This window comes from Bacteroides hominis, from assembly GCF_033042785.2.
Classification (GTDB): domain Bacteria; phylum Bacteroidota; class Bacteroidia; order Bacteroidales; family Bacteroidaceae; genus Bacteroides; species Bacteroides hominis.
This window is the reverse complement of record NZ_CP178829.1, coordinates 2,300,351-2,319,617: the sequence shown is the minus strand read 5'-3', so window position 1 is coordinate 2,319,617 and position 19,267 is coordinate 2,300,351. Positions and strand designations below refer to the sequence as shown.

The window sequence follows — 19,267 nt, the reverse complement described above, 5'->3', positions numbered from 1 at the left end:
TTTTTTTTTAGAAAATCTTTGTTTTAATAAGAAAAGACTATCTTTGTATATAAATTCTTAGATCTATGAAGCCAAACCGGACAAGAGAAGAGATTTTATTGCTTTCCAAACTTCAACAAGGGGATAAAAAGGCTTTTAACGCCTTGTTCAGAAAATACTATCCAACGTTATGTGCATACGCCCACCGGTTTGTGGATTTGGAGGATGCGGAGGAAATTGTACAGGATGTGATGCTTTGGCTATGGGAGAATCGTGAGATATTACTTATTGAATCATCACTAAGCCAATATCTGCTAAAAATGATATATCACCGTGCATTAAACCGCATCGCGCAGAAAGAGGTAAAATATCGCGCAGATACACTATTTTATGAAAAAAATCAGGCAATGATTTACGATGTAGACTTCTATCAGATAGAAGAATTAACAAAACGGATTCACACAGCCATAGCAGCGTTACCGGAATCTTATCGAGAAGCATTTATCATGCACCGCTTCAAGGATATGAGTTACAAAGAAATTGCAGAGCTCCTTAATATATCTACTAAGACCGTAGATTATCGTATACAACAGGCACTGAAATTACTACGCAAGGAACTCAAGGAATTCTTATCATTGGCATTAATTTTTCTGGCAGCGTAGTTCGCACAGACGAAAGATAGACATTATAAAAGGAGGCAGAGTTACCGAATAAAAAGAAGGAGTTGTGTCAAAAGTCTTTTCACCACAAAGGACACAGAGTAGCAGAGATTATTCACATTGATCATCAACGACTTAAAGACACATCTGTGTTATTCTGTGTTCTCTATGGTGAGTTTCGACACCCCCTCCTTTACACATGCACTGTTTATTCTATCGTAATATCAAACTGATCATAAGAATCTGTTCTCCACGATTTATCGCAAGTCAGAGGAGAGAGAGCAAAAAGAGGAGAGAAAGTCTTGATTTTAATCGTTTTTCCATCAGGCATAAATTCCATAATTCTCAGCCACCCGTCTCCACCGTTACCAAACCATTGTCCATCTGCTGTCTGTGCATTGAACATCATTTGAGGAACATTTTTACCGGATGCATTTTTATCAATCCGGAAACTGACATTATCCTTATAATCGGCTATCTCACATTCGTGTCCACAAATCACCATACAAATATTCTTTGAAGGATAAACCAACTTGTCCCAAATAACTTGTCCATAATTGGCAGGTGTCATTTTATAATTCTCTTTTTCAATTATTTTTCCTGTCCATGCCAGATATGAATGCGTCAACAATATCACCTTATGATCCTTATAGCGAGGTGAATCCACCACTTTCTTCGCCCACTCCAAAGCTTCATCACGAGGAGCAAACTCCAGAGAAACAACTAAAATCTTACCCCAGGTATCAGTCACGAATTCATAAGCAGCATTTTCCAGTGTTGGTATGCCCTGATAGTTATTTCCTACAGCAACCAGACTTTCTCTCCAACAAGAATTTCTCTCTGAAGGAAAGTAATCAGGAAAATGACACAAACGATTTTCTGCTTTTTGATATCCATAATCATGATTGCCGGTACAAATCACATAAGGCAGCTTTCCGTCCAAGCGCTCAAATGCACGCGAGGCGGCACGCCATTGTTCTTCACTTGTCTGATTCCCGTTCACTCCATCCGGAATACGGATTTCATTCTGCTCCACCAAATCACCGGTACAAAGCACTCCTTTTATATTCAGAGACTCAATGCTATTAGCCACCCATGCTGTCTGCAACTCAAAAAGAGGTTGGTTGGCATCGAACTTTGTATAGCTCTGTGGATCGGGCAACAGAATCATTGAAAAAGAATTTTTATCGGTAAGTTTTGCACGTACCGGATAAACTTGCGCAGAAACAAATAAAGTCTGCATACAAAGAATAAAAGCTAATAAGTAGTTTTTCCTGTTCATAAGTATTACATTTAAATATTTCAAATAAAATTAAGTAGCAAAGATATAAATACTCACTGGCAATAACCCCTGTATCCTCCTAATTATTTCAGAAGAAAAGTGGCCATTACAGCTTTATGATCCGTCGGCCACACCCCTAACGGGGTTATAAATAAATCTTTGCTTCTCTCCTCTATACGTTTACTGCGGACAATCGATTTTGAAGGTCCTACCACAGATACATCCTTCAATTTCAATTTTTTGTCAGGCCTGAAATAAATAAAATCAATACGGTCCCGTTCATCAGCGTCAGGTGCCCACGACAGCTTTTCTACAGCTATACCTTCATTATCAGACGGAAAAGTAAATCCCGGATGTGTGATCGGATTAGGATATTTTGTCCGGTAGGCATCTTTAAATCCCGCATTTTCAAGGAGAACGGAACAATCCCACCGAACTACCGTCCCGTTATGATCCCACAATTTCTTCGTATTTTCGTTCCAGTCCAAATGTGAAGGTTCATTGAAATCACCGCCTAATAAAACAATATTCCCCTTTTCTTTCCGGGCATCTTCTATCACATGACGAATCGCTTCATCACGCAAAGATTCATTATTGGCTTTCTCAATCACCGCTACATCCAGTACCGGTGCATCCAACTTTTTCCATGTAACGCCACTATATCCTCTTGGCAGATAACAGGCATAATGTGTATAATCCAAATGTGCGGAATATACAACAACATCTCTTCCATTAATGCGTATGCGGGCTTTCAGTACGGAACCGGCATCATCTTCCAAGGGACAATTAGGAGCCTGTTCTTCAATTTTATATTTAGATAAAATACCTACATCCAACTTGCTGTTTTCACCATAATATCTCTTTCCACGTTCTTCCAAAGCCTGTAGTATACGCGAAATAAATTGTTTTCCATGATAGTTTCTCACTTCACTAAACATCACGATATCCGGCTCCAGACGAGCCACCTCGTCAGCTATTGCCTCAAAGCCCCCTTTCACCATGGTACCTTCCTGCCAGATATTCATTTGGAGGACTTTAACTTCGTTTCCCTTGCCATAAGCCATTACAGTAGATAGCCATAAGACTATACTTAATAAACTATATCTCAACATCATATTAATAAATGTATTAAAAACCAGAGGAGGTGCGAACAGAAAGCATTTCTCTCCATTCTGCACACACCTCTTCTAAAACTCTATTTTATTGCAAAATCCACATCAGTTTATTAACGTCATCTACTCCCCCGAATTGACGTTGCAAAGCCTCGTTCTGATGCTCCAGATTATAATCAGACTCTGATTTCGGATACATCCAGCGCATAGGCAGTCTGTCATTCATCGTATTCCGGTTGGTTGCAGGATTAATCGGTAATATCGGATACCCTGTACGACGGTAGTCATAATAAACATCATACGGATGTTGCATGAACGATGCCAGATAACGTTGTGTCAATATCTTCTCAAGGTCTCCCTCTCTCTCACCACTTAACTGTATAGCCGGTGTTTCAAGAAAAGCCGCAATCGCTTCCTGCGTCAACGGATGTCCATGATGATAGATCTCTTCATCCGGAGTATTAGCAGCTATAAACTCCATGTGAGCTCTGATTGCCTTCTTGTAATAAGTAGTTGCATCACCCGAAATCCATCCTCTCACGGCAGCTTCTGCCAGAATGAAATTCTGTTCGGCATATCCCAATCGGACAACCGGTTCTCCGGAAGGATAATCAGTATACCGCGCATTAAATCCAGAATATTGTTCTGTGGCATAAGCCTTCTCTATCTGCTCAAAAGGCAATGACGGATCAGTCCCGATATAAGCATCCCAACTGTCAGCGGTCACTCCTGCATCAAGTTTAGCCTTTGCCGGTTTGGCATAATAGAACATACGGATATCTCCGGTTGCCTTAAACTTATCAATCAGCATAGTAGAAAGCATGGCATAACCGGCGTGTTTAGTATTTGTGTTATGGAAAGGATATACAGTATTCGCTTTATCCGCATATTTCATCTGAAGATTATCATCGTTTGATTCCATTAAGCTACCCGATGCCACGATCCGGGCAAAACGTTCTTTCACATTCAAATCTACATCACTCTCTTTCTTCGAAAGATGCATCAGAACTTTCAACTGAAATGCTGTAGTCGCTTTCTTCCATTTGCTGATACTACCTCCCAGAATCGGATCACCATCAAAATCTTTAGCTGAGGAAAATAATTCGTATGCTCTTTCCAGATCACTCAAAACAAACCCCATCACTTCCTTTTGGGTATTGTATTTAGGGCGCACCAACCCTAATTCACCTTGCAAAGCCTCCTCGTAAGGAAGGTCACCCATTTCCATCGACATATAGAATATTTTGTAGGCCTTTATAAAATGCGCCAGACCATCGTATGCATTCACATTATCATCCGTAACAGATTCGACCATCTTCTGTGCATTAATCAGTGTCGTGTATCCTCCGAAACCGGAACGTCCGAACACATTATACTGGTAATCTTCCATACTTTCGCCCCATGCCATCTGTTTGGCAAGCAGATCGTCATATATAAATGATTTACTGGCACTGGACGATGTAATATCCAAAAGTAATCCGGTCGCCAGCAGTGAAGAGGTAACCTTAGTGGTTGCATCGGGATTTGTGTTGATTTCATCGAACTTATCGCAAGAAGCCAGCAAGGTAGTTACCAATAACAACGATATGTATTTATTAATTCGTTTCATATTATTCTATCTTTTAAAAATCCAATTTTACATTAAAGCCTAAATAACGGGTGGACGGAGAACTTAGGTTATCTGAGTCACTGTCGGGATCGGTAAAGCGGAACTCTTTAGTCCATACAAACAGATTTTGTCCGACAAAAGCCAGTGTCAAACCTTTCATATGCAGTTTGTTGCAAACAGACTTAGGCATCTGATAGCTCAGCGAGAGGTCACGCAGTTTGAAGAACGTCTCGTCAAATACATTCTGACGTGTCACGGTACCTATATACGGGTTAGTACTTTTCATATACGACTCGTAAGATACTTGTACGTCGTTCGGAGCAAATACTCGATCGTCATGGATAATTTTTCCGTTCGAATCGTAATCTACACTCCCGGAAACGACTTTCACTCCGGTACCTACAAAATTGGTCTTCTTATTCACCACTTCATCATATCGCCACTGATTGTCCGAATCAATATGTGCCCCCGAGTTCCACATCGCCTGATTGGTTTTCGAGTGTGCCATACCTCCTACCCGTCCGTCAAGTGTAAAGGAGAGAGTGAAATTCTTGTAAGTTATCGTATTCGTCCAGCCCCATATCCAATCAGGATATTCATAACCGATAACCGACTGGTAATCGCTCTGTTTAGGATAACCATTGTAATTGATAATATTTCCTTGAGGATCGCGTTCCCAATCGTAAATTCCGTACCAATCCCAACGTTTACCGACAGCTACCCAAGGCTTCTGTGTAGAATATACCGGGTCTATTTTGGTATAATACCAACGGTCACGTGACCAGTTGAAAGCCGACTCCCAATTCCAGTCTCTTGTTCTGATAATATCGCCTGACAGGGTCAATTCTACCCCACGACCCACATATTCTTCATCAATGTTGATCAATGTAGACGTAAATCCGGAAGAGTTGCTGATGCCGGCACTACGAGTCAGATTGTAATAGAGCTTATTATAATAAGTAAAGTCTACTTTCAGACGATTTTTAAACATATGGACTGCCGTACCGATTTCATAAGAACGTGTAGCCGAAGGTTTCACCGCAACACCACGGATAGATGTGGGATAATATGCAGCACTCTCACCATTCCACAAATCGGTAGACACACTATAAGTATTGTTAGTATCATATACTCCCAGGTCACTCTTAGTTTGTGTCCATGCACCTCTCACTTTCCAGAAATCAATAAATTTAGGCATTGGGATAAACTGCGAAAGCACAACACTGCTGGCCACAGACGGATAGAAATAAGATCGTGTCTCCGACGGCAAGGAAGATGACCAGTCATTACGTCCCGTTACATCCAGAAATAAAGTACTCTTCCACGAAACAGAAGCTTTTGCATATACACTGGTCACCAGTTTTTTAGTAATACCACTGGTTGTTTTCAACGGGTCTACAGATGATTTCAATGAGTAATATCCCGGAATTTTCAGACCATTTTGTGTTTCAGCCAAAATATTATCACTCTTCCAGTAATAAACGTTTCCACCCACGAAACCATCGACATTGAAATTACCGAATTTATGATCGGCAGACAGTATCAAGTCATTGTTTAAACTATATCCGCCTAAGCGTTGCAGACCATAATAACCCTGTTTATGCCAACCACCCACAGCACTTACAGCATTCCGCCACTCTTTTTTCTGTGAATACGAGTCCAGCCCCGAACGCAGTGATAAGTTCAACCAAGGAGTAAAATCATAATTGGCAGAAAGATATCCGTTAATCAAATCATAATCGCTTGAACGCGTAATTTCGTTCGCAATGAAATATGGATTATCATACCATTTGGTATCCATCCAGTTCTGCTGTTCATCCTGTTTAATCCAGTAATTTTTATAGTCCCGTATATCATACTCAGCCCCTGACCATACCAACAAATTATAAAGGAAACCACTTCCACCATATCCGGCTCCCATATCGTTGGGGTAGAAACGTTTGTTATAAGTCAGACCTCCGTCAAAAGAAAATTTCTTCCATTTCATATCGCCCGATACTGAGTAAGTAATCTTATTCAATTTTTGATTCGGATACTGCCCTTTGTTATATACATGGGTCAATGAAGTACGTACGCTACCATATTTACCTTTCTGGGATACACTTACATTGTTGTTTGTCACCAAACTCAATTCTTGAAAGTTCTTTAAGTTATTTCTACCTTTCGAAACCAAAGGCATATCCACCCATTCGTGAGTATACGGATCATATTGCAATGCTGTACGTCCGATGTCCAGTTTGTCTCCCCATACATATCCTCCGGTGGAATAAGTCCCCTGCGACCCGGAACTATATGAAGTTTGTACCTCCGGCTTTCTCAGATATCCGGCTGCAAACATGGTACTGCTGTTTACAGTCACATTCAATCCTTCTTCCTTACCTTTTTTAGTGGTAATCATCACTGCACCGGCACCTCCACGGGCACCATAGAGTGCCGAAGCCGTAGCTCCTTTCAGGACATCAACCGATTCGATATCATCAGCTGCTATATCATTCAATCCCACATTACCATAAGGTACACCGTCGATAACTAACAGGGGGGCAGATGCACGCAACGAGAGTGAAGGAGCTGTATTGAACTCTGTACTGTTTTTTACATTCAATCCGGCAATCTTGCCCGTTAACGAAGTAGCAACATTCACTGTTTTTACAGCAGCCAGCCGATCTCCGTCCACTTTTTGCACGGCATACCCCAGAGCCTTCTCTTCGCGCTTGATACCTAATGCCGTTACAACAACCTCATCGAGCAGTTTCGTGTTCTCGGCCAACCGAACAGTAAGTGAAGTATTATTACCCACAGGAACTTCTTTGGTGATGTACCCGATATACGAAATGATAATTGAGCTTTTAGTTCCTACAGAAAGACTAAAGTTACCGTTGACATCTGTAATCGTCCCGTTTCCGGAATCCTTTTCTTTAATATTAGCTCCGATAATGGGTAAACCGGCCTCATCAGTAACCAGTCCCTTTATCTTTTTAGTGGTCTGCTGTTGTGCAGCAGTCGTTTCCAAAATCTGTTTAGGAGACAGGATAATACTATTCTCCAATATTTTATAACCGATATCCGTACCGGCAAACAGCTGATTCAAAACTTGGCTGATCTCTTTTTGAGTACTTTTAATAGTCACACTCCGAGAGATATCCACCTGCTTATTATTATAGAAAAAGTGGTATTCCGACTGCTTCTCTATTTCATCCAGCACTTTCTGAAGACTGCTGTTGCTGACATTCAATGTCACACGTACTGACTGGCTATAACCCTTAGCCGCAAATGCCATACTGGCAAAGACAAACAACATGATCGCTGATAGTTTCATACACAAAGGTATTTTTTTCAGAAGCGAAAAGATATTCTGCCTCCCGAAAAATTGGAAGTTTAAGTAAATTGTCATAGATTTGTAGTGATTTTGATTTAAAAAATTCTATTAACCGCACAACTTGTCGCCAAACAAGCGGACGGTGGACTTTCATACAGGAAAATACGCCAATATTTTCCTGTATGTTTTTTTGTTTTAAGGTGGACGTGTTGTCATAGGTATCAGATTTTAAAAGTTTAATATTCAAATGGTCAATATAGCTCTATTTTCATTTTCTGCTGTATTGTCTGCTGTGTGTTATGTTCCAGTTCTATAAATCTATACTGTATGCCCGAAGCAAGCCTGAAGTGTTCAAGAATCAGAGGTAAGTGCTGTTCGCTGAATACTCCGGTAAATGAATTTCCATAAAGAGTAGAATCTTTTACGATAAACTCCACATGAAACCGCTTGGTAAGTATTTTCAAAGCCTCAGACAGCGGGGTATTCCTAAATACCACCTGACCGTCTTTCCAGGCCGTATAAGTTTTCACATAAGGTTTGTCGGTCCTCACTGTACGTGTTTTCGGATTATAGATAAACTCCTCATCAGGCTTCATCACAAAGGTCCGTTGCTTGTCACCCTCACCCAGAAATGACAATTTCACAGAGCCCGATACTAAGGTAGTTCTTACCACACTGTCCGTCCGATAAGCCTCTATATTGAACTCCGTACCCAAAACCTCAGTCTGAATACGGAAAGGCGTATTAACAATAAATCGCTTACTTTTATCTCTATGCACCTCAAAGTAAGCCTCTCCATCAAGTTCTACGTTACGTATATCTCCTGTGAACCTGGTAGGATGTTTAAGTGAAGATCCCGAGTTCAGCCAAACTTTAGTTCCATCCGGCAGATTCGCTTCAGCAACCATACCGGGATTTGTCCGTATCTCCACATACTCCACGGGGGAGTTTTTCAAAATCAGATAAAGGGTGGTGGCAAGCAGCGGCAAAGCTAAACAAGCAGCAATACGCTGCCCCCACACCATCCATGAAACTCTATGTTGATGTTTGTGTATTCGGTCCTTTACCTGATGGAAAGCCCCAACAGAATCTACATGCTTCATGTAGTTCAATGTATCGGCTGCCCGGTAAAGCTGAAAAATATCCCGTGCTGTCTTCGTATTCTCCTCCGAAGTAGCGATCCACTCTTCTACCTCCTTTTGTCTGTCAGCAGGAAGCTCCCCGGCAAAATAGCTTAAAAGAATTGACTCATTTATGTAATAGAATTCATCCATAATTCGTGCTTTTATAGATAAGACGAATGAAATCAGAAATCTCCTAACCTAAAAACGTATTTTTTTTGAAAAAAATATTATTTTTGCCCAAAACGAGGGTTTACATGCACAACAATACATCGCATACAACAAGCGACGAAATTCTTTTTTATCAGATACAACAGGGAAATGAAGACGCATTTGAAGCGCTGTTTCTCCGGCACTATCCCGCCTTGTGCGCTTACGCCAAGCTGTTTGTGGAACCGGACGACGGACAGGAGATTGTATCGGATGTAATGGTCTGGCTTTGGGAAAATAAAGAGATGCAGGCATTTGAAACTTCTTTGAAAAGTTACTTGTTCAAAGCTGTTAAAAATCGTTGCCTGACTCTTATCAATCGGAACGAAGTCAAACAAAGAATCGAAAAGATGATTTTCGACAATCTCCAATCACAGTATGATGATCCCGATTTCTACGTCATGCAAGAATTAACCGAGAAAATAGAAGAAGCTTTGGCACGACTCCCGGAAAATATCCGCGAAGCATTCGAGCTCAATCGTTTCCAGAATCTGACCTACAACGAAATAGCCGAACGCTTAGGAGTATCTCCCAAAACGATAGATTACCGGATTCAGCAGGCACTGAAACAACTGCGCATCGATCTGAAAGATTATCTGCCCGTCCTGCTATCCTTCCTGCTGCGTTAAAACAGCGGAGCATTCAGCAAATACTATACAGAAGTCCGGTAGGGTAAAGTAAACCAAAAAAGAGAGCCTTTACCAACCTCGGAGGTAACCCCGATCTCACCTCCCAGTTTTTCAATAATCATCCGGCTGATAGATAGTCCCAGCCCGGTACCTTGTATAAAAGGATTATATTTGACAAAACGTTCAAACACATGCTCACACTGTTCGGTAGACATGCCACAGCCTGTATCAGACACATAAAAATATAATGTTGCGGCATCTTTCAACCGATATCCCATCCGTATCTCCCCTCCGGAAGTGAACTTAATCGCATTGGTCAACAAATTAATAATGACTTGTGTCAGCCGATTCTTATCAGTATATAAAATACATTGGGGCAATTGTTCGTCAAAAGTTAGAACGAGTTCTTCCGATTTGATACGCAGTTTACCCACTTGTTCTATCTCCGACATCATTTGATTGACATCCGCACGGGTTATATGAAAATCATACATTCCGGACTCGATCTTCGACATGTCCAGAATATCGCTGATCAGTTGAAGCAGAAGATCTGTATTGGTTTCAATGATATCGGCATATTCTTTCATCTCTTCTTTATCTTCTACCTGCGAAAGCAGGTTTGAAAAACCGACAATAGCATTCAGAGGGGTACGTATTTCATGACTCATATTCGCAAGAAAAGCTGATTTTAATTGATTAGCCTCCTCCGCTTTCAGACGTGCCTCTTCCAGGCGTTGATGAGTTTTCTTAAGAATATGAATATAAAATCCAATGGCACCTGCTACCAGAAGCACAACAAATACCGTTAGTAAAATCTCCTTTTTATACTGCTCAAAGAAACTCATAGGAAGATTGACATATACAGCCCCTTCCGGATAAAGCGAAACAGGGATTTGGTAGGACTGCAAAGCCGGATAACAAAGATAAGCGGCCGGCTCACCCCCTAATGCAGACGGAATTTCGCGGGGTTGCTCTCCTTTCAACACACGTTCAATCAGTTGCAATAATGAATCTCCGAATGACTCCACCGATACATAATACCCTCCCGCAAATGTGTTATTGGATAAATCCTCAGCAGCCAGCAAAAACAGGGGAGAGTGCACAAATCGGGTAATAATCTCTTGAATATGATCAAACAAATAGTTATTGTCGTCTTGGTTATGCGATTCAAACCACGAATAATAAATCAATCCGGTGTTTTTATCATATCCGCTCAAAGTATCGAGCAGCATTTCAGTAGAAATATTTTTGGTTGACAACTGCTCCAGACTCAGCTCCGGGAAGTATCTGCCCACAGCCTGACTGACATCACCACGAACTGCCTCACTGATATATCGGTCATCGGATATAAAAGCAACTCGTTTCATCCCGGGCATCACTTGCCGCATCAGTTCGATAGTCTCTTTTACATAATACGTTTGCCCCAATGTAGTCACATTATATCCTTTGCGCCATTCTTTAGCCGGAACGGTATTGGTATCAGTCAACGGTTCGTGAGACAGCAAAACATCAAGTGTTGCCGGCAAGCGGTCCCGGGCATTAGTAATGATGACCGGCACATCTCTCCATTCATCATCAAAAAGCTCCCGACAGACAATCCATCCCGGGTCACCTATAAAAACAACCAATCGAGGAGGTATATCATGCTTTCGACGTAACTGTTCTACAATTGCAGTTGCCTCTTTACGGCTACAAAGGGCTGGTACAGACAGAGATTCAGCCGTTACGGCAACATCTTCCTTCTGCAATTCCTGATGTACATACCAATATATACTTTTTGCCCAGGGAAGATTAAAGTTAATAGAATTCAGAAACAACACATCTCCACCGGACCTGTCCTTGTGAGCCGATAGCCGACAGTTCATTCCTCCCAACAGAATCAGAAGGAAACAGAAATATCTGAATTGCATTTGTTTCATTTGTAACGGTCGATTGCTAAAATCGGTGACAAAGGTATCATTATTATTCGTATACAGAAAAAGGCACCCTATTATTTTAGAGTGCCCTTTTATATTTATCTTCTAAAAAGATCTTCTTACGCGTTTCTCAGAGATGCAATACTCTCTTTGAGCGATTTAATGATACTTTCGGCATCAGCCTGTTTCTTGCGTTCCATTTCAATAACGGCAGCCGGCGCATTACTCACGAATTTCTCATTGCTGAGTTTCTTCAAAACGCCCTGCAAGAAGCCCTCTTTATGTTTCAGTTCGGCTTCCATACGTGCTATCTCAGCTTCCACATCGATCATATTACCCAAGGGGACTGCAAACTCAGTCGTTCCGATCATGAATGAAGAAGCTCCGTCAGCTTTTACATCCACTACCTGAATAGCAGACAAGTTACACATTTTAAAGATAACAGGGTTCATTTTCTCTACCGGGTTTACTCCTACCACTTGTAACTCAAGCGGTTCTTTCATTGCAATATTCTTTTGCAAACGGATGGCACGCACACTACTGATTATCTCTTTAGCCGTTTCAAATTGTTTCAAAAACTCCTCGTTCACTTCTCCGACTTCTGCCAACGGTTCTACCATCAGACTTGCCCCCGGCTCACGCTCACGCAACTGCTGCCACAATTCTTCCGTAATAAATGGCATGAAAGGATGGAGCATAGCCAACAGACGTTCGAAAGCACTCAAAGTCATTGAATAGATAAATCCGTTTACAGGTTGTCCATAAGCAGGTTTCACGATTTCGAGCAACCATGAAGAAAATTCATCCCAGAACAGTTTATAAATCAGCATCAACGCTTCGCTCAAACGGTACTTGCTGAATAAATCGGCTACCTCAACTGCGGCAGCATCCAGTCTTTGGTCAAACCATTGTACAGCCAGGTGTGCATCCGCCGGAATATCGATTGTTCCCATTCCATTCTCCCAACCTTTCACCAGTCGGAAAGCATTCCATATTTTATTGCAGAAATTACGTCCCTGTTCGCAAAGTGCATCATCAAAAAGAATGTCGTTTCCGGCAGGAGCCGAAAGCATCATCCCCATACGTACACCATCTGCTCCGTATTTCTCTATCAACTCCAACGGATCCGGTGAGTTGCCGAGCGACTTGGACATTTTACGTCCCAATTTGTCGCGGACAATACCCGTAAAATATACATTTTTAAACGGCATTTTACCTTCATACTCATAGCCTGCCATAATCATGCGAGCCACCCAAAAGAAGATAATATCCGGACCGGTCACCAGGTCACTGGTAGGATAGTAATAGTTAATTTCTTCGTTACCCGGATTATTGATGCCATCGAACAAAGAAATAGGCCACAGCCAAGAAGAGAACCAAGTATCCAGACAATCTTCATCCTGACGAAGGTCAGCCATTGTCAGATGATCGTTGCCTGTTTTTTCTTTAGCCAGTTTCAATGCTTCTTCGTCAGTAACGGCTACTACATATCCGCCTTCCGGAAGGAAGTAAGCCGGGATGCGGTGTCCCCACCACAACTGACGACTGATACACCAGTCTTTGATGTTCTCCATCCAATGACGATAAGTATTTTTATATTTGGCAGGATAAAACTTAATCTCATCCTTCATCACCGGCTCAAGGGCAATCTGAGCCAAATGCTCCATCTTAAGGAACCACTGCATAGAGAGTTTAGGCTCTATCACTACATTGGTACGTTCAGAATAGCCGACTTTATTGGTATATGCCTCCGTCTTTTCAAGTAATCCGGCGGCTTCAAGATCTTTCTCAATCTGTTTGCGAACTTCAAAACGGTCCATACCGATATACATACCGGCAGCTTCGCTGATAGTCCCGTTATCATTGAAAATATCAATACTTGGCAAGTTATACTTCTCACCCAGCATATAGTCATTCACGTCATGTGCCGGAGTCACTTTCAGACATCCTGTACCGAATTCGATATCTACATAATCATCCTCAATCACCGGGATGACACGGCCTACCAGCGGAACAATAACCTTCTTACCTTTCAGGTGCTGATTTTTCGGGTCATTCGGATTGATACACATAGCGGTATCGCCCATAATCGTCTCCGGACGAGTAGTCGCAACAACGGCATAACTGTCTTCACCCTCTACCTTATATCTCAGATAATACAGCTTTCCATGCTCCTCTTTGTAAATCACCTCCTCGTCAGACAAAGCTGTCAATGCCTTCGGGTCCCAGTTTACCATACGCACGCCACGGTAAATAAGTCCCTTCTTGTAAAGGTCTACAAATACTTTCAGCACACTTTCGCTACGCTTTTCGTCCATAGTAAAAGCAGTACGGTCCCAGTCACAGGATGCCCCCAACTTACGGAGCTGTTTCAGGATAATCCCACCATGTTCATCTGTCCATGCCCAAGCATGCTTCAGAAACTCGTCACGAGTCAGATCAGTCTTTTTAATACCCTGTGCAGCCAACTTATTCACCACCTTTGCTTCGGTAGCGATAGAGGCATGGTCGGTTCCCGGCACCCAACAAGCATTCTTACCTTCCATACGTGCACGACGAACGAGGATATCCTGAATGGTATTATTAAGCATGTGTCCCATATGCAGCACACCGGTGACGTTAGGCGGCGGAATAACGATGGTGTAAGGTTCACGTCCATCGGGTTTCGAACTGAATAATTTATGGTCCAGCCAATACTGATACCACTTTCCCTCCACGTCAGCAGGGCTGTACTTACTTGCTAATTCCATGTTGTATATATCTATTTTATTAGTTTATTGCGAAAGATTGGCGCAAAATTAATAAAAATAAGTAGAATATAGGGACAGGAATATGTACTTTTGTTCCTCGAAAGAAAGAAGTAGCAATGAAAAGCAAAAAGCGAGTCATACGGTACTCTGTTTTAGGAACTTTAATTATCCTTGTCTGGGTCACTCAGGCGATCCCGGCAATGGGGGAAGGATATGCACACTCGGTCTATCCTGTTATCTCGTACGTCCTGTCCGGTTTTTCCAATTTCTTTCCTTTTGCTTTGGGTGACCTGTTCATAGCATTCAGTATTACAGGGATTATTCTTTATCCGGTATACGCACGCATCCGCCAAAAGTTAAGTTGGAAAACAATCCTGAGAAGGGATACGGAATATCTGGCATGGATCTATGTATGGTTTTACCTGGCATGGGGACTCAACTATTCGCAAAGAAACTTCTACGAGCGTACAGGGATACCATATATTACCTATACTCCGGAAAATTTTGACCACTTTGTAAACCAATACATCTATTTACTGAATGAATCATACGTTCCCATAACCCGGATCGACAAGGAAACCATCTGTAAAGAGGCAGTCAGCCAGTACAGTCTGATCAGTGACAGTCTCGGCGTACACCATCCTCCACACTCCATGCCACAGGTCAAAACAATGTTGTTCACTCCACTTATTTCAATGGTAGGAGTAACAGGAAGCATGGGACCGTTTTTCTGTGAGTTCACGCTGAATGGTGACTTGTTACCTCCACAATATCCGGCAACCTATACGCATGAACTGGCCCACTTATTGGGTATAACCAGTGAAGCGGAAGCCAACTTTTACGCCTATCAGGTCTGCACACGTTCTACAAATAGAGAAATCCGCTTTAGCGGTTACTTCTCTATCCTGGGACATGTGCTTGCTAATGCCCGCAGATTGATGACAGAAAATGAATACCGGGAATTATTCAGTCGGATACGTCCGGAAATCATCGAACTCGCCCGGAAGGATCAAGAGTATTGGATGGCTAAATATAGCCCGTTGATAGGTGATATTCAAGATTGGATATATGACTTATATCTGAAAGGAAACAAAATAGAAAGCGGACGGAAAAACTATTCGGAAGTCATCGGTCTGCTGATTTCATACAACGAATGGAAAAAAGAATCAAATAAAGAATAAACATGCATACAAGAGAAGAACAGATGGAAGCCTTCGGGCGCTTCCTGGATATACTCGACGAACTTCGGGTAAAATGTCCCTGGGATCGCAAACAGACCAACGAAAGTCTGCGCCCCAATACTATCGAAGAGACTTACGAATTGTGCGACGCATTGATGCGCGATGACAAAAAAGATATTTGTAAAGAGTTGGGAGATGTATTGCTGCACGTGGCCTTTTATGCAAAAATAGGCTCAGAAACCGGTGATTTCGACATGAAAGATGTTTGTGACAAACTCTGCGAAAAACTGATTTTCCGCCATCCACATGTTTTCGGAGAAGTAAAAGCCGACACAGCCGGACAAGTATCCGAAAACTGGGAACAGCTGAAACTAAAAGAAAAGGACGGAAATAAAACTGTATTAAGCGGAGTCCCTACTGCCCTACCCTCACTTATCAAAGCTTACCGGATGCAGGACAAAGCACGTAATGTAGGATTCGATTGGGAAGAAAAAGAGCAAGTCTGGGAAAAAGTCAAAGAAGAAATTGCAGAATTTCAGGTAGAAATAGCCCATATGGACAAAGATAAGGCGGAAGCCGAATTCGGTGATGTCATGTTCAGCCTCATCAACGCTGCCCGTCTCTACAAGATCAACCCGGACAATGCCTTAGAACGTACAAACCAAAAATTCATCCGCCGATTCAACTATCTGGAAGAACACACCATTAAGGAAGGCAAAAACCTGAAAGAGATGTCTCTCGCAGAAATGGATGCAATCTGGGATGAAGCCAAAAAGAAAGGACTGTAAAAAGTCCTCTCTCCTCTAAAAGGATAATACCAAAATTCCACTGCAAACTAACGGATTGCGCAGAGTATGTAATTGACGGATCAATAAATATCCCCAATTAGTGTTTATCTGTGCAATCCGTTAAGTCTGTGGTAAATTCTCCCGCTCTTGCAGGAAAGCAATTTTTCATTCTATTTTTTCTTTCCTTTGTTATCACGAACCCCTTTCAACAACTCTCGGTGAAAACGCATTTCCGCTCGCTGTATCAGATAAATTTTCTTACACGGAAGTATCTTTTTAAACTTCTCAAAATAAGTTTTATCCAGACGGTCTGAAGCAATACGGGCATCGTATACCCCTTCCAATATTTCTCCATATTGTGCGTCAGTGGTTTTATCATCTTTGCCACTACGAAGCAACTTCCAGGCCTCGTCATTCAGTTGTTTTTTCCGGTCCTGTAATTCAAAGTAAACCGGGAAGAACTTTGCTGCCTCTTCCTTAGTCAAACCGGCTTTTTCTGTTATAAATGCTCGTTGTTTGGCCCTGAATTCTTCGGGTGACAAATGTTGGTTAGGATCTCCCATGGCATTCAGTGCCGGGATACAACTACAAACTATAATCAATAGAATAATCAGTTTCTTCATTTTGCTTTATTAAATCAGTTTAGTTTACTTATTCAGCTGTAGCATCACTGAGATAGACGTACAAAGAGTAATCGTCCAGCATCGAGCGATCCAGTGCTACATCAATATATTCATCCGAAACAACTTCGGTTCCTGCATCATTTGCAGTCAGTTGATCATCCACCGTTGCCGGCTGGTGATTTGAAGAAGCCACACGGATAATCAATGCAGCTCCTATAAACATAGCCGCCATATAGAATAAAGGTTTCACCCTAGTCCACATTGTGGGTTGCTTCACTTCTTCAAAAGCAGGCTTCTCTTTTTCCGGAAGTTTACCCATCACCTCTGAAGTCAAGTTTTCAAAGTATCCCTCAGGTACTTTAAAAGAATTCTCCCTCCCCACTTTCTTCAATATGTTATCTTCTTCTTTCATACGTTCTTCTCCTCTCTTCTTCTTAGACATTATGCATATTAAAAGGTTTAATCAGCCTCCTCCAAAAACTTCTCGATTTTTTTCACGGCATGGTGATAAGAAGCTTTCAGAGCCCCCACCGAAGTGCCGAATATCTCCGACATCTCTTCATATTTCATTTCCTGATAATATTTCAGGTTGAACACCATCCGTTGCTTTTCAGGAAGGGTCAGCAATGCCTTCTGAAGCAATAACTCTGCCCGATCCCCCGAGAAGTAAGGATCGCTCTCCAGTTTCTGAGTCACGTCGGCCTCCGGATCGTCAATGGCAATTGTATTCATAGCCCGTTGTTTATTCAGGAAAGTGATACATTCGTTCAGGGCAATACGGTAAAGCCAGGTAGACAGCTTTGCCTCAGCCCGGAAATAGTCAATGTTTATCCATGCCTTAATGAAAGTATTTTGAAGAAGGTCATTGGCATCGTCATGTGAAAGTACCATCCGCCTGATCTGCCAGTATAATTGTTCGCTATACTGCGAAACGATCTGCTCAAATCCCTGCTTCTGTGTCCTCTCATCCTGAAGGAGTGCCAAAACCTCTCGTTCATTATAAGGGTTCATAGGTTCGTTTGTAATTCGTATATGTTATTTTAGACAATTCTATTCAACAAAGGTTTAATCGATCTCCCGAAATTAAAGACTTATACACAAGTTTTCTTTTGCAAGTATAGTATCCGGAAAGATAGCCGAAGCTTCTTTCAGCAAAACATTTTCATCTTCGTAGCGGGCAGAGAAATGACCGATCACTAATCGCCGTACACCAGCTTCCACAGCTATCCGGCCGGCTTGGGCGGCTGTAGTATGGTACGTTTCTTTAGCACGTGCCAGTTCCGATTCGGCAAATGTAGCCTCATGAAAAAGCAAGTCAACACCTGAGATCTGTTCCGCAATCTCCCGCCGGAAAATCGTATCCGAGCAATAGGCATACCGTCTGGGAGGATCCGAGGGGCGGGTCAAGCGCACATTAGCAATCACTTCTCCTTCCGGAGTTATGTAGTCTGCACCGTTCTTTATCCGATTCAGTTCATAGACCGGTACTTTATAGAAATCGATCATATCACGGATAATATGGTTCGGCCGGGTCTTTTCCGCAAACAAAAAGCCACAACAGGGAATACGGTGCTGGAGCGGGATGGTGGTGACTGTCATCGAACGGTCTTCATAAATCACCGACGCTTGTCTGGTGTCAAATTCATGGAAAATGACTTTATATGCCAACGTATGGCAAAAGAAATTAAGCATAGGAGCCAATAACTCCTCCAATCCTTTTGGAGAATGGATATGTAACTCTGCCGTGCGCCCCAATAACCCGAAAGTGGAAATAAGCCCCATCAATCCGAAGCAATGATCACCATGCAGATGCGAAATGAAGATATGGTTCAGCCGCGAAAATTTCAACCGCGACTTACGCAATTGCATCTGTGCCCCTTCTCCGCAATCGATCATAAAAAGTTTATCACGCAAGTTGACTACCTGCGAAGTGGCAAAATGCCGGGTAGTAGGCAATGCGGACCCACAACCCAATATATGTAATTCAAATTTTTCCATCTTTCAAACTGTATTTGCAAAGATAGACAATTAAAGTTCAGCGCAATGATTCAACATACAAAAAAATGAAGGGTATCCCATTGAATGAGATACC

General features: G+C 42.1%; 15 protein-coding genes. 4 read left to right on the top strand and 11 right to left on the bottom strand.

Annotated features, from left to right (window positions below):
• Positions 1-65: 65 nt before the first annotated feature.
• Positions 66-641 carry an RNA polymerase sigma-70 factor gene (locus R3O62_RS09640; RefSeq protein ID WP_005775800.1) on the top strand — a complete coding sequence of 192 codons (576 nt, stop codon included), beginning with the start codon at positions 66-68 and terminating at the stop codon, positions 639-641.
• 205 nt (positions 642-846) lie between these two features.
• Here R3O62_RS09640 and R3O62_RS09635 read toward each other — a convergent pair whose 3' ends face one another.
• The 5 genes from R3O62_RS09635 to R3O62_RS09615 form a co-directional block, all read right to left on the bottom strand.
• The gene (locus R3O62_RS09635; RefSeq protein ID WP_032539648.1) at positions 847-1,920 is read right to left on the bottom strand and encodes a metallophosphoesterase; all 1,074 of its coding nucleotides are present in this window, start codon (positions 1,918-1,920) and stop codon (positions 847-849) included.
• Positions 1,921-2,003: 83 nt separating this feature from the next.
• Complete coding sequence (locus R3O62_RS09630; protein ID WP_032531830.1) at positions 2,004-3,032, bottom strand: endonuclease/exonuclease/phosphatase family protein; 1,029 nt, start codon at positions 3,030-3,032, stop codon at positions 2,004-2,006.
• Between the two features lie 88 nt (positions 3,033-3,120).
• Complete coding sequence (locus tag R3O62_RS09625; RefSeq protein ID WP_005809982.1) at positions 3,121-4,641, bottom strand: SusD/RagB family nutrient-binding outer membrane lipoprotein; 1,521 nt, start codon at positions 4,639-4,641, stop codon at positions 3,121-3,123.
• Between the two features lie 13 nt (positions 4,642-4,654).
• Positions 4,655-7,957 carry a SusC/RagA family TonB-linked outer membrane protein gene (locus R3O62_RS09620; protein WP_032539649.1) on the bottom strand — a complete coding sequence of 1,101 codons (3,303 nt, stop codon included), beginning with the start codon at positions 7,955-7,957 and terminating at the stop codon, positions 4,655-4,657.
• 251 nt (positions 7,958-8,208) lie between these two features.
• Positions 8,209-9,231, bottom strand: a complete 1,023-nt coding sequence (locus R3O62_RS09615) for a FecR family protein (protein ID WP_032539650.1) — start codon at positions 9,229-9,231, stop codon at positions 8,209-8,211.
• A gap of 104 nt (positions 9,232-9,335) precedes the next feature.
• Here R3O62_RS09615 and R3O62_RS09610 point away from each other — a divergent pair, with 104 nt between their 5' ends.
• Positions 9,336-9,917, top strand: a complete 582-nt coding sequence (locus R3O62_RS09610) for an RNA polymerase sigma-70 factor (RefSeq protein ID WP_032539651.1) — start codon at positions 9,336-9,338, stop codon at positions 9,915-9,917.
• 23 nt (positions 9,918-9,940) lie between these two features.
• Here the strand turns inward: R3O62_RS09610 and R3O62_RS09605 are convergent, their stop codons facing one another.
• Together R3O62_RS09605 and R3O62_RS09600 are read right to left on the bottom strand one after the other, a co-directional pair.
• Positions 9,941-11,836: a sensor histidine kinase gene (locus R3O62_RS09605; protein WP_032539652.1), complete on the bottom strand. Its 1,896-nt coding sequence runs from the start codon at positions 11,834-11,836 to the stop codon at positions 9,941-9,943.
• A gap of 116 nt (positions 11,837-11,952) precedes the next feature.
• Positions 11,953-14,583 (bottom strand): valine--tRNA ligase, encoded by a 2,631-nt coding sequence (locus R3O62_RS09600; RefSeq protein ID WP_032531809.1) that lies wholly within the window; start codon positions 14,581-14,583, stop codon positions 11,953-11,955.
• 116 nt (positions 14,584-14,699) lie between these two features.
• Here R3O62_RS09600 and R3O62_RS09595 point away from each other — a divergent pair, with 116 nt between their 5' ends.
• Entirely contained in the window at positions 14,700-15,764 is a 1,065-nt protein-coding gene (locus R3O62_RS09595) for a DUF3810 domain-containing protein (protein ID WP_317472911.1), read from the top strand.
• A gap of 2 nt (positions 15,765-15,766) precedes the next feature.
• Positions 15,767-16,552, top strand: a complete 786-nt coding sequence (gene mazG, locus R3O62_RS09590) for a nucleoside triphosphate pyrophosphohydrolase (RefSeq protein WP_005775787.1) — start codon at positions 15,767-15,769, stop codon at positions 16,550-16,552.
• A gap of 170 nt (positions 16,553-16,722) precedes the next feature.
• Here mazG and R3O62_RS09585 read toward each other — a convergent pair whose 3' ends face one another.
• The 4 genes from R3O62_RS09585 to R3O62_RS09570 form a co-directional block, all read right to left on the bottom strand.
• Positions 16,723-17,175, bottom strand: coding sequence for a hypothetical protein (locus R3O62_RS09585; protein WP_005775786.1), 453 nt, complete (start codon positions 17,173-17,175; stop codon positions 16,723-16,725).
• 28 nt (positions 17,176-17,203) lie between these two features.
• Positions 17,204-17,617, bottom strand: coding sequence for a hypothetical protein (locus R3O62_RS09580; RefSeq protein ID WP_005810006.1), 414 nt, complete (start codon positions 17,615-17,617; stop codon positions 17,204-17,206).
• 17 nt (positions 17,618-17,634) lie between these two features.
• The gene (locus R3O62_RS09575; RefSeq protein ID WP_005810008.1) at positions 17,635-18,186 is read right to left on the bottom strand and encodes an RNA polymerase sigma factor; all 552 of its coding nucleotides are present in this window, start codon (positions 18,184-18,186) and stop codon (positions 17,635-17,637) included.
• Positions 18,187-18,258: 72 nt separating this feature from the next.
• On the bottom strand, positions 18,259-19,173 hold the full coding sequence (locus R3O62_RS09570) for a ribonuclease Z (protein WP_032539653.1): 915 nt from the start codon (positions 19,171-19,173) through the stop codon (positions 18,259-18,261).
• Between the last annotated feature and the right edge of the window lie 94 nt (positions 19,174-19,267).

Excerpts from the sequence above, each read along its gene's own strand:
- R3O62_RS09605 (WP_032539652.1), bottom strand. The coding sequence starts at position 11,836 with ATGAAACAAATGCAATTCAGATATTTCTGTTTCCTTCTGATTCTGTTG.
- R3O62_RS09620 (WP_032539649.1), bottom strand. The coding sequence starts at position 7,957 with ATGAAACTATCAGCGATCATGTTGTTTGTCTTTGCCAGTATGGCATTT.
- R3O62_RS09610 (WP_032539651.1), top strand. The coding sequence starts at position 9,336 with ATGCACAACAATACATCGCATACAACAAGCGACGAAATTCTTTTTTAT.
- R3O62_RS09625 (WP_005809982.1), bottom strand. The coding sequence starts at position 4,641 with ATGAAACGAATTAATAAATACATATCGTTGTTATTGGTAACTACCTTG.
- R3O62_RS09615 (WP_032539650.1), bottom strand. The coding sequence starts at position 9,231 with ATGGATGAATTCTATTACATAAATGAGTCAATTCTTTTAAGCTATTTT.
- R3O62_RS09600 (WP_032531809.1), bottom strand. The coding sequence starts at position 14,583 with ATGGAATTAGCAAGTAAGTACAGCCCTGCTGACGTGGAGGGAAAGTGG.
- mazG (WP_005775787.1), top strand. The coding sequence starts at position 15,767 with ATGCATACAAGAGAAGAACAGATGGAAGCCTTCGGGCGCTTCCTGGAT.
- R3O62_RS09635 (WP_032539648.1), bottom strand. The coding sequence starts at position 1,920 with ATGAACAGGAAAAACTACTTATTAGCTTTTATTCTTTGTATGCAGACT.
- R3O62_RS09595 (WP_317472911.1), top strand. The coding sequence starts at position 14,700 with ATGAAAAGCAAAAAGCGAGTCATACGGTACTCTGTTTTAGGAACTTTA.
- R3O62_RS09630 (WP_032531830.1), bottom strand. The coding sequence starts at position 3,032 with ATGTTGAGATATAGTTTATTAAGTATAGTCTTATGGCTATCTACTGTA.
- R3O62_RS09585 (WP_005775786.1), bottom strand. The coding sequence starts at position 17,175 with ATGAAGAAACTGATTATTCTATTGATTATAGTTTGTAGTTGTATCCCG.
- R3O62_RS09580 (WP_005810006.1), bottom strand. The coding sequence starts at position 17,617 with ATGTCTAAGAAGAAGAGAGGAGAAGAACGTATGAAAGAAGAAGATAAC.
- R3O62_RS09570 (WP_032539653.1), bottom strand. The coding sequence starts at position 19,173 with ATGGAAAAATTTGAATTACATATATTGGGTTGTGGGTCCGCATTGCCT.
- R3O62_RS09575 (WP_005810008.1), bottom strand. The coding sequence starts at position 18,186 with ATGAACCCTTATAATGAACGAGAGGTTTTGGCACTCCTTCAGGATGAG.
- R3O62_RS09640 (WP_005775800.1), top strand. The coding sequence starts at position 66 with ATGAAGCCAAACCGGACAAGAGAAGAGATTTTATTGCTTTCCAAACTT.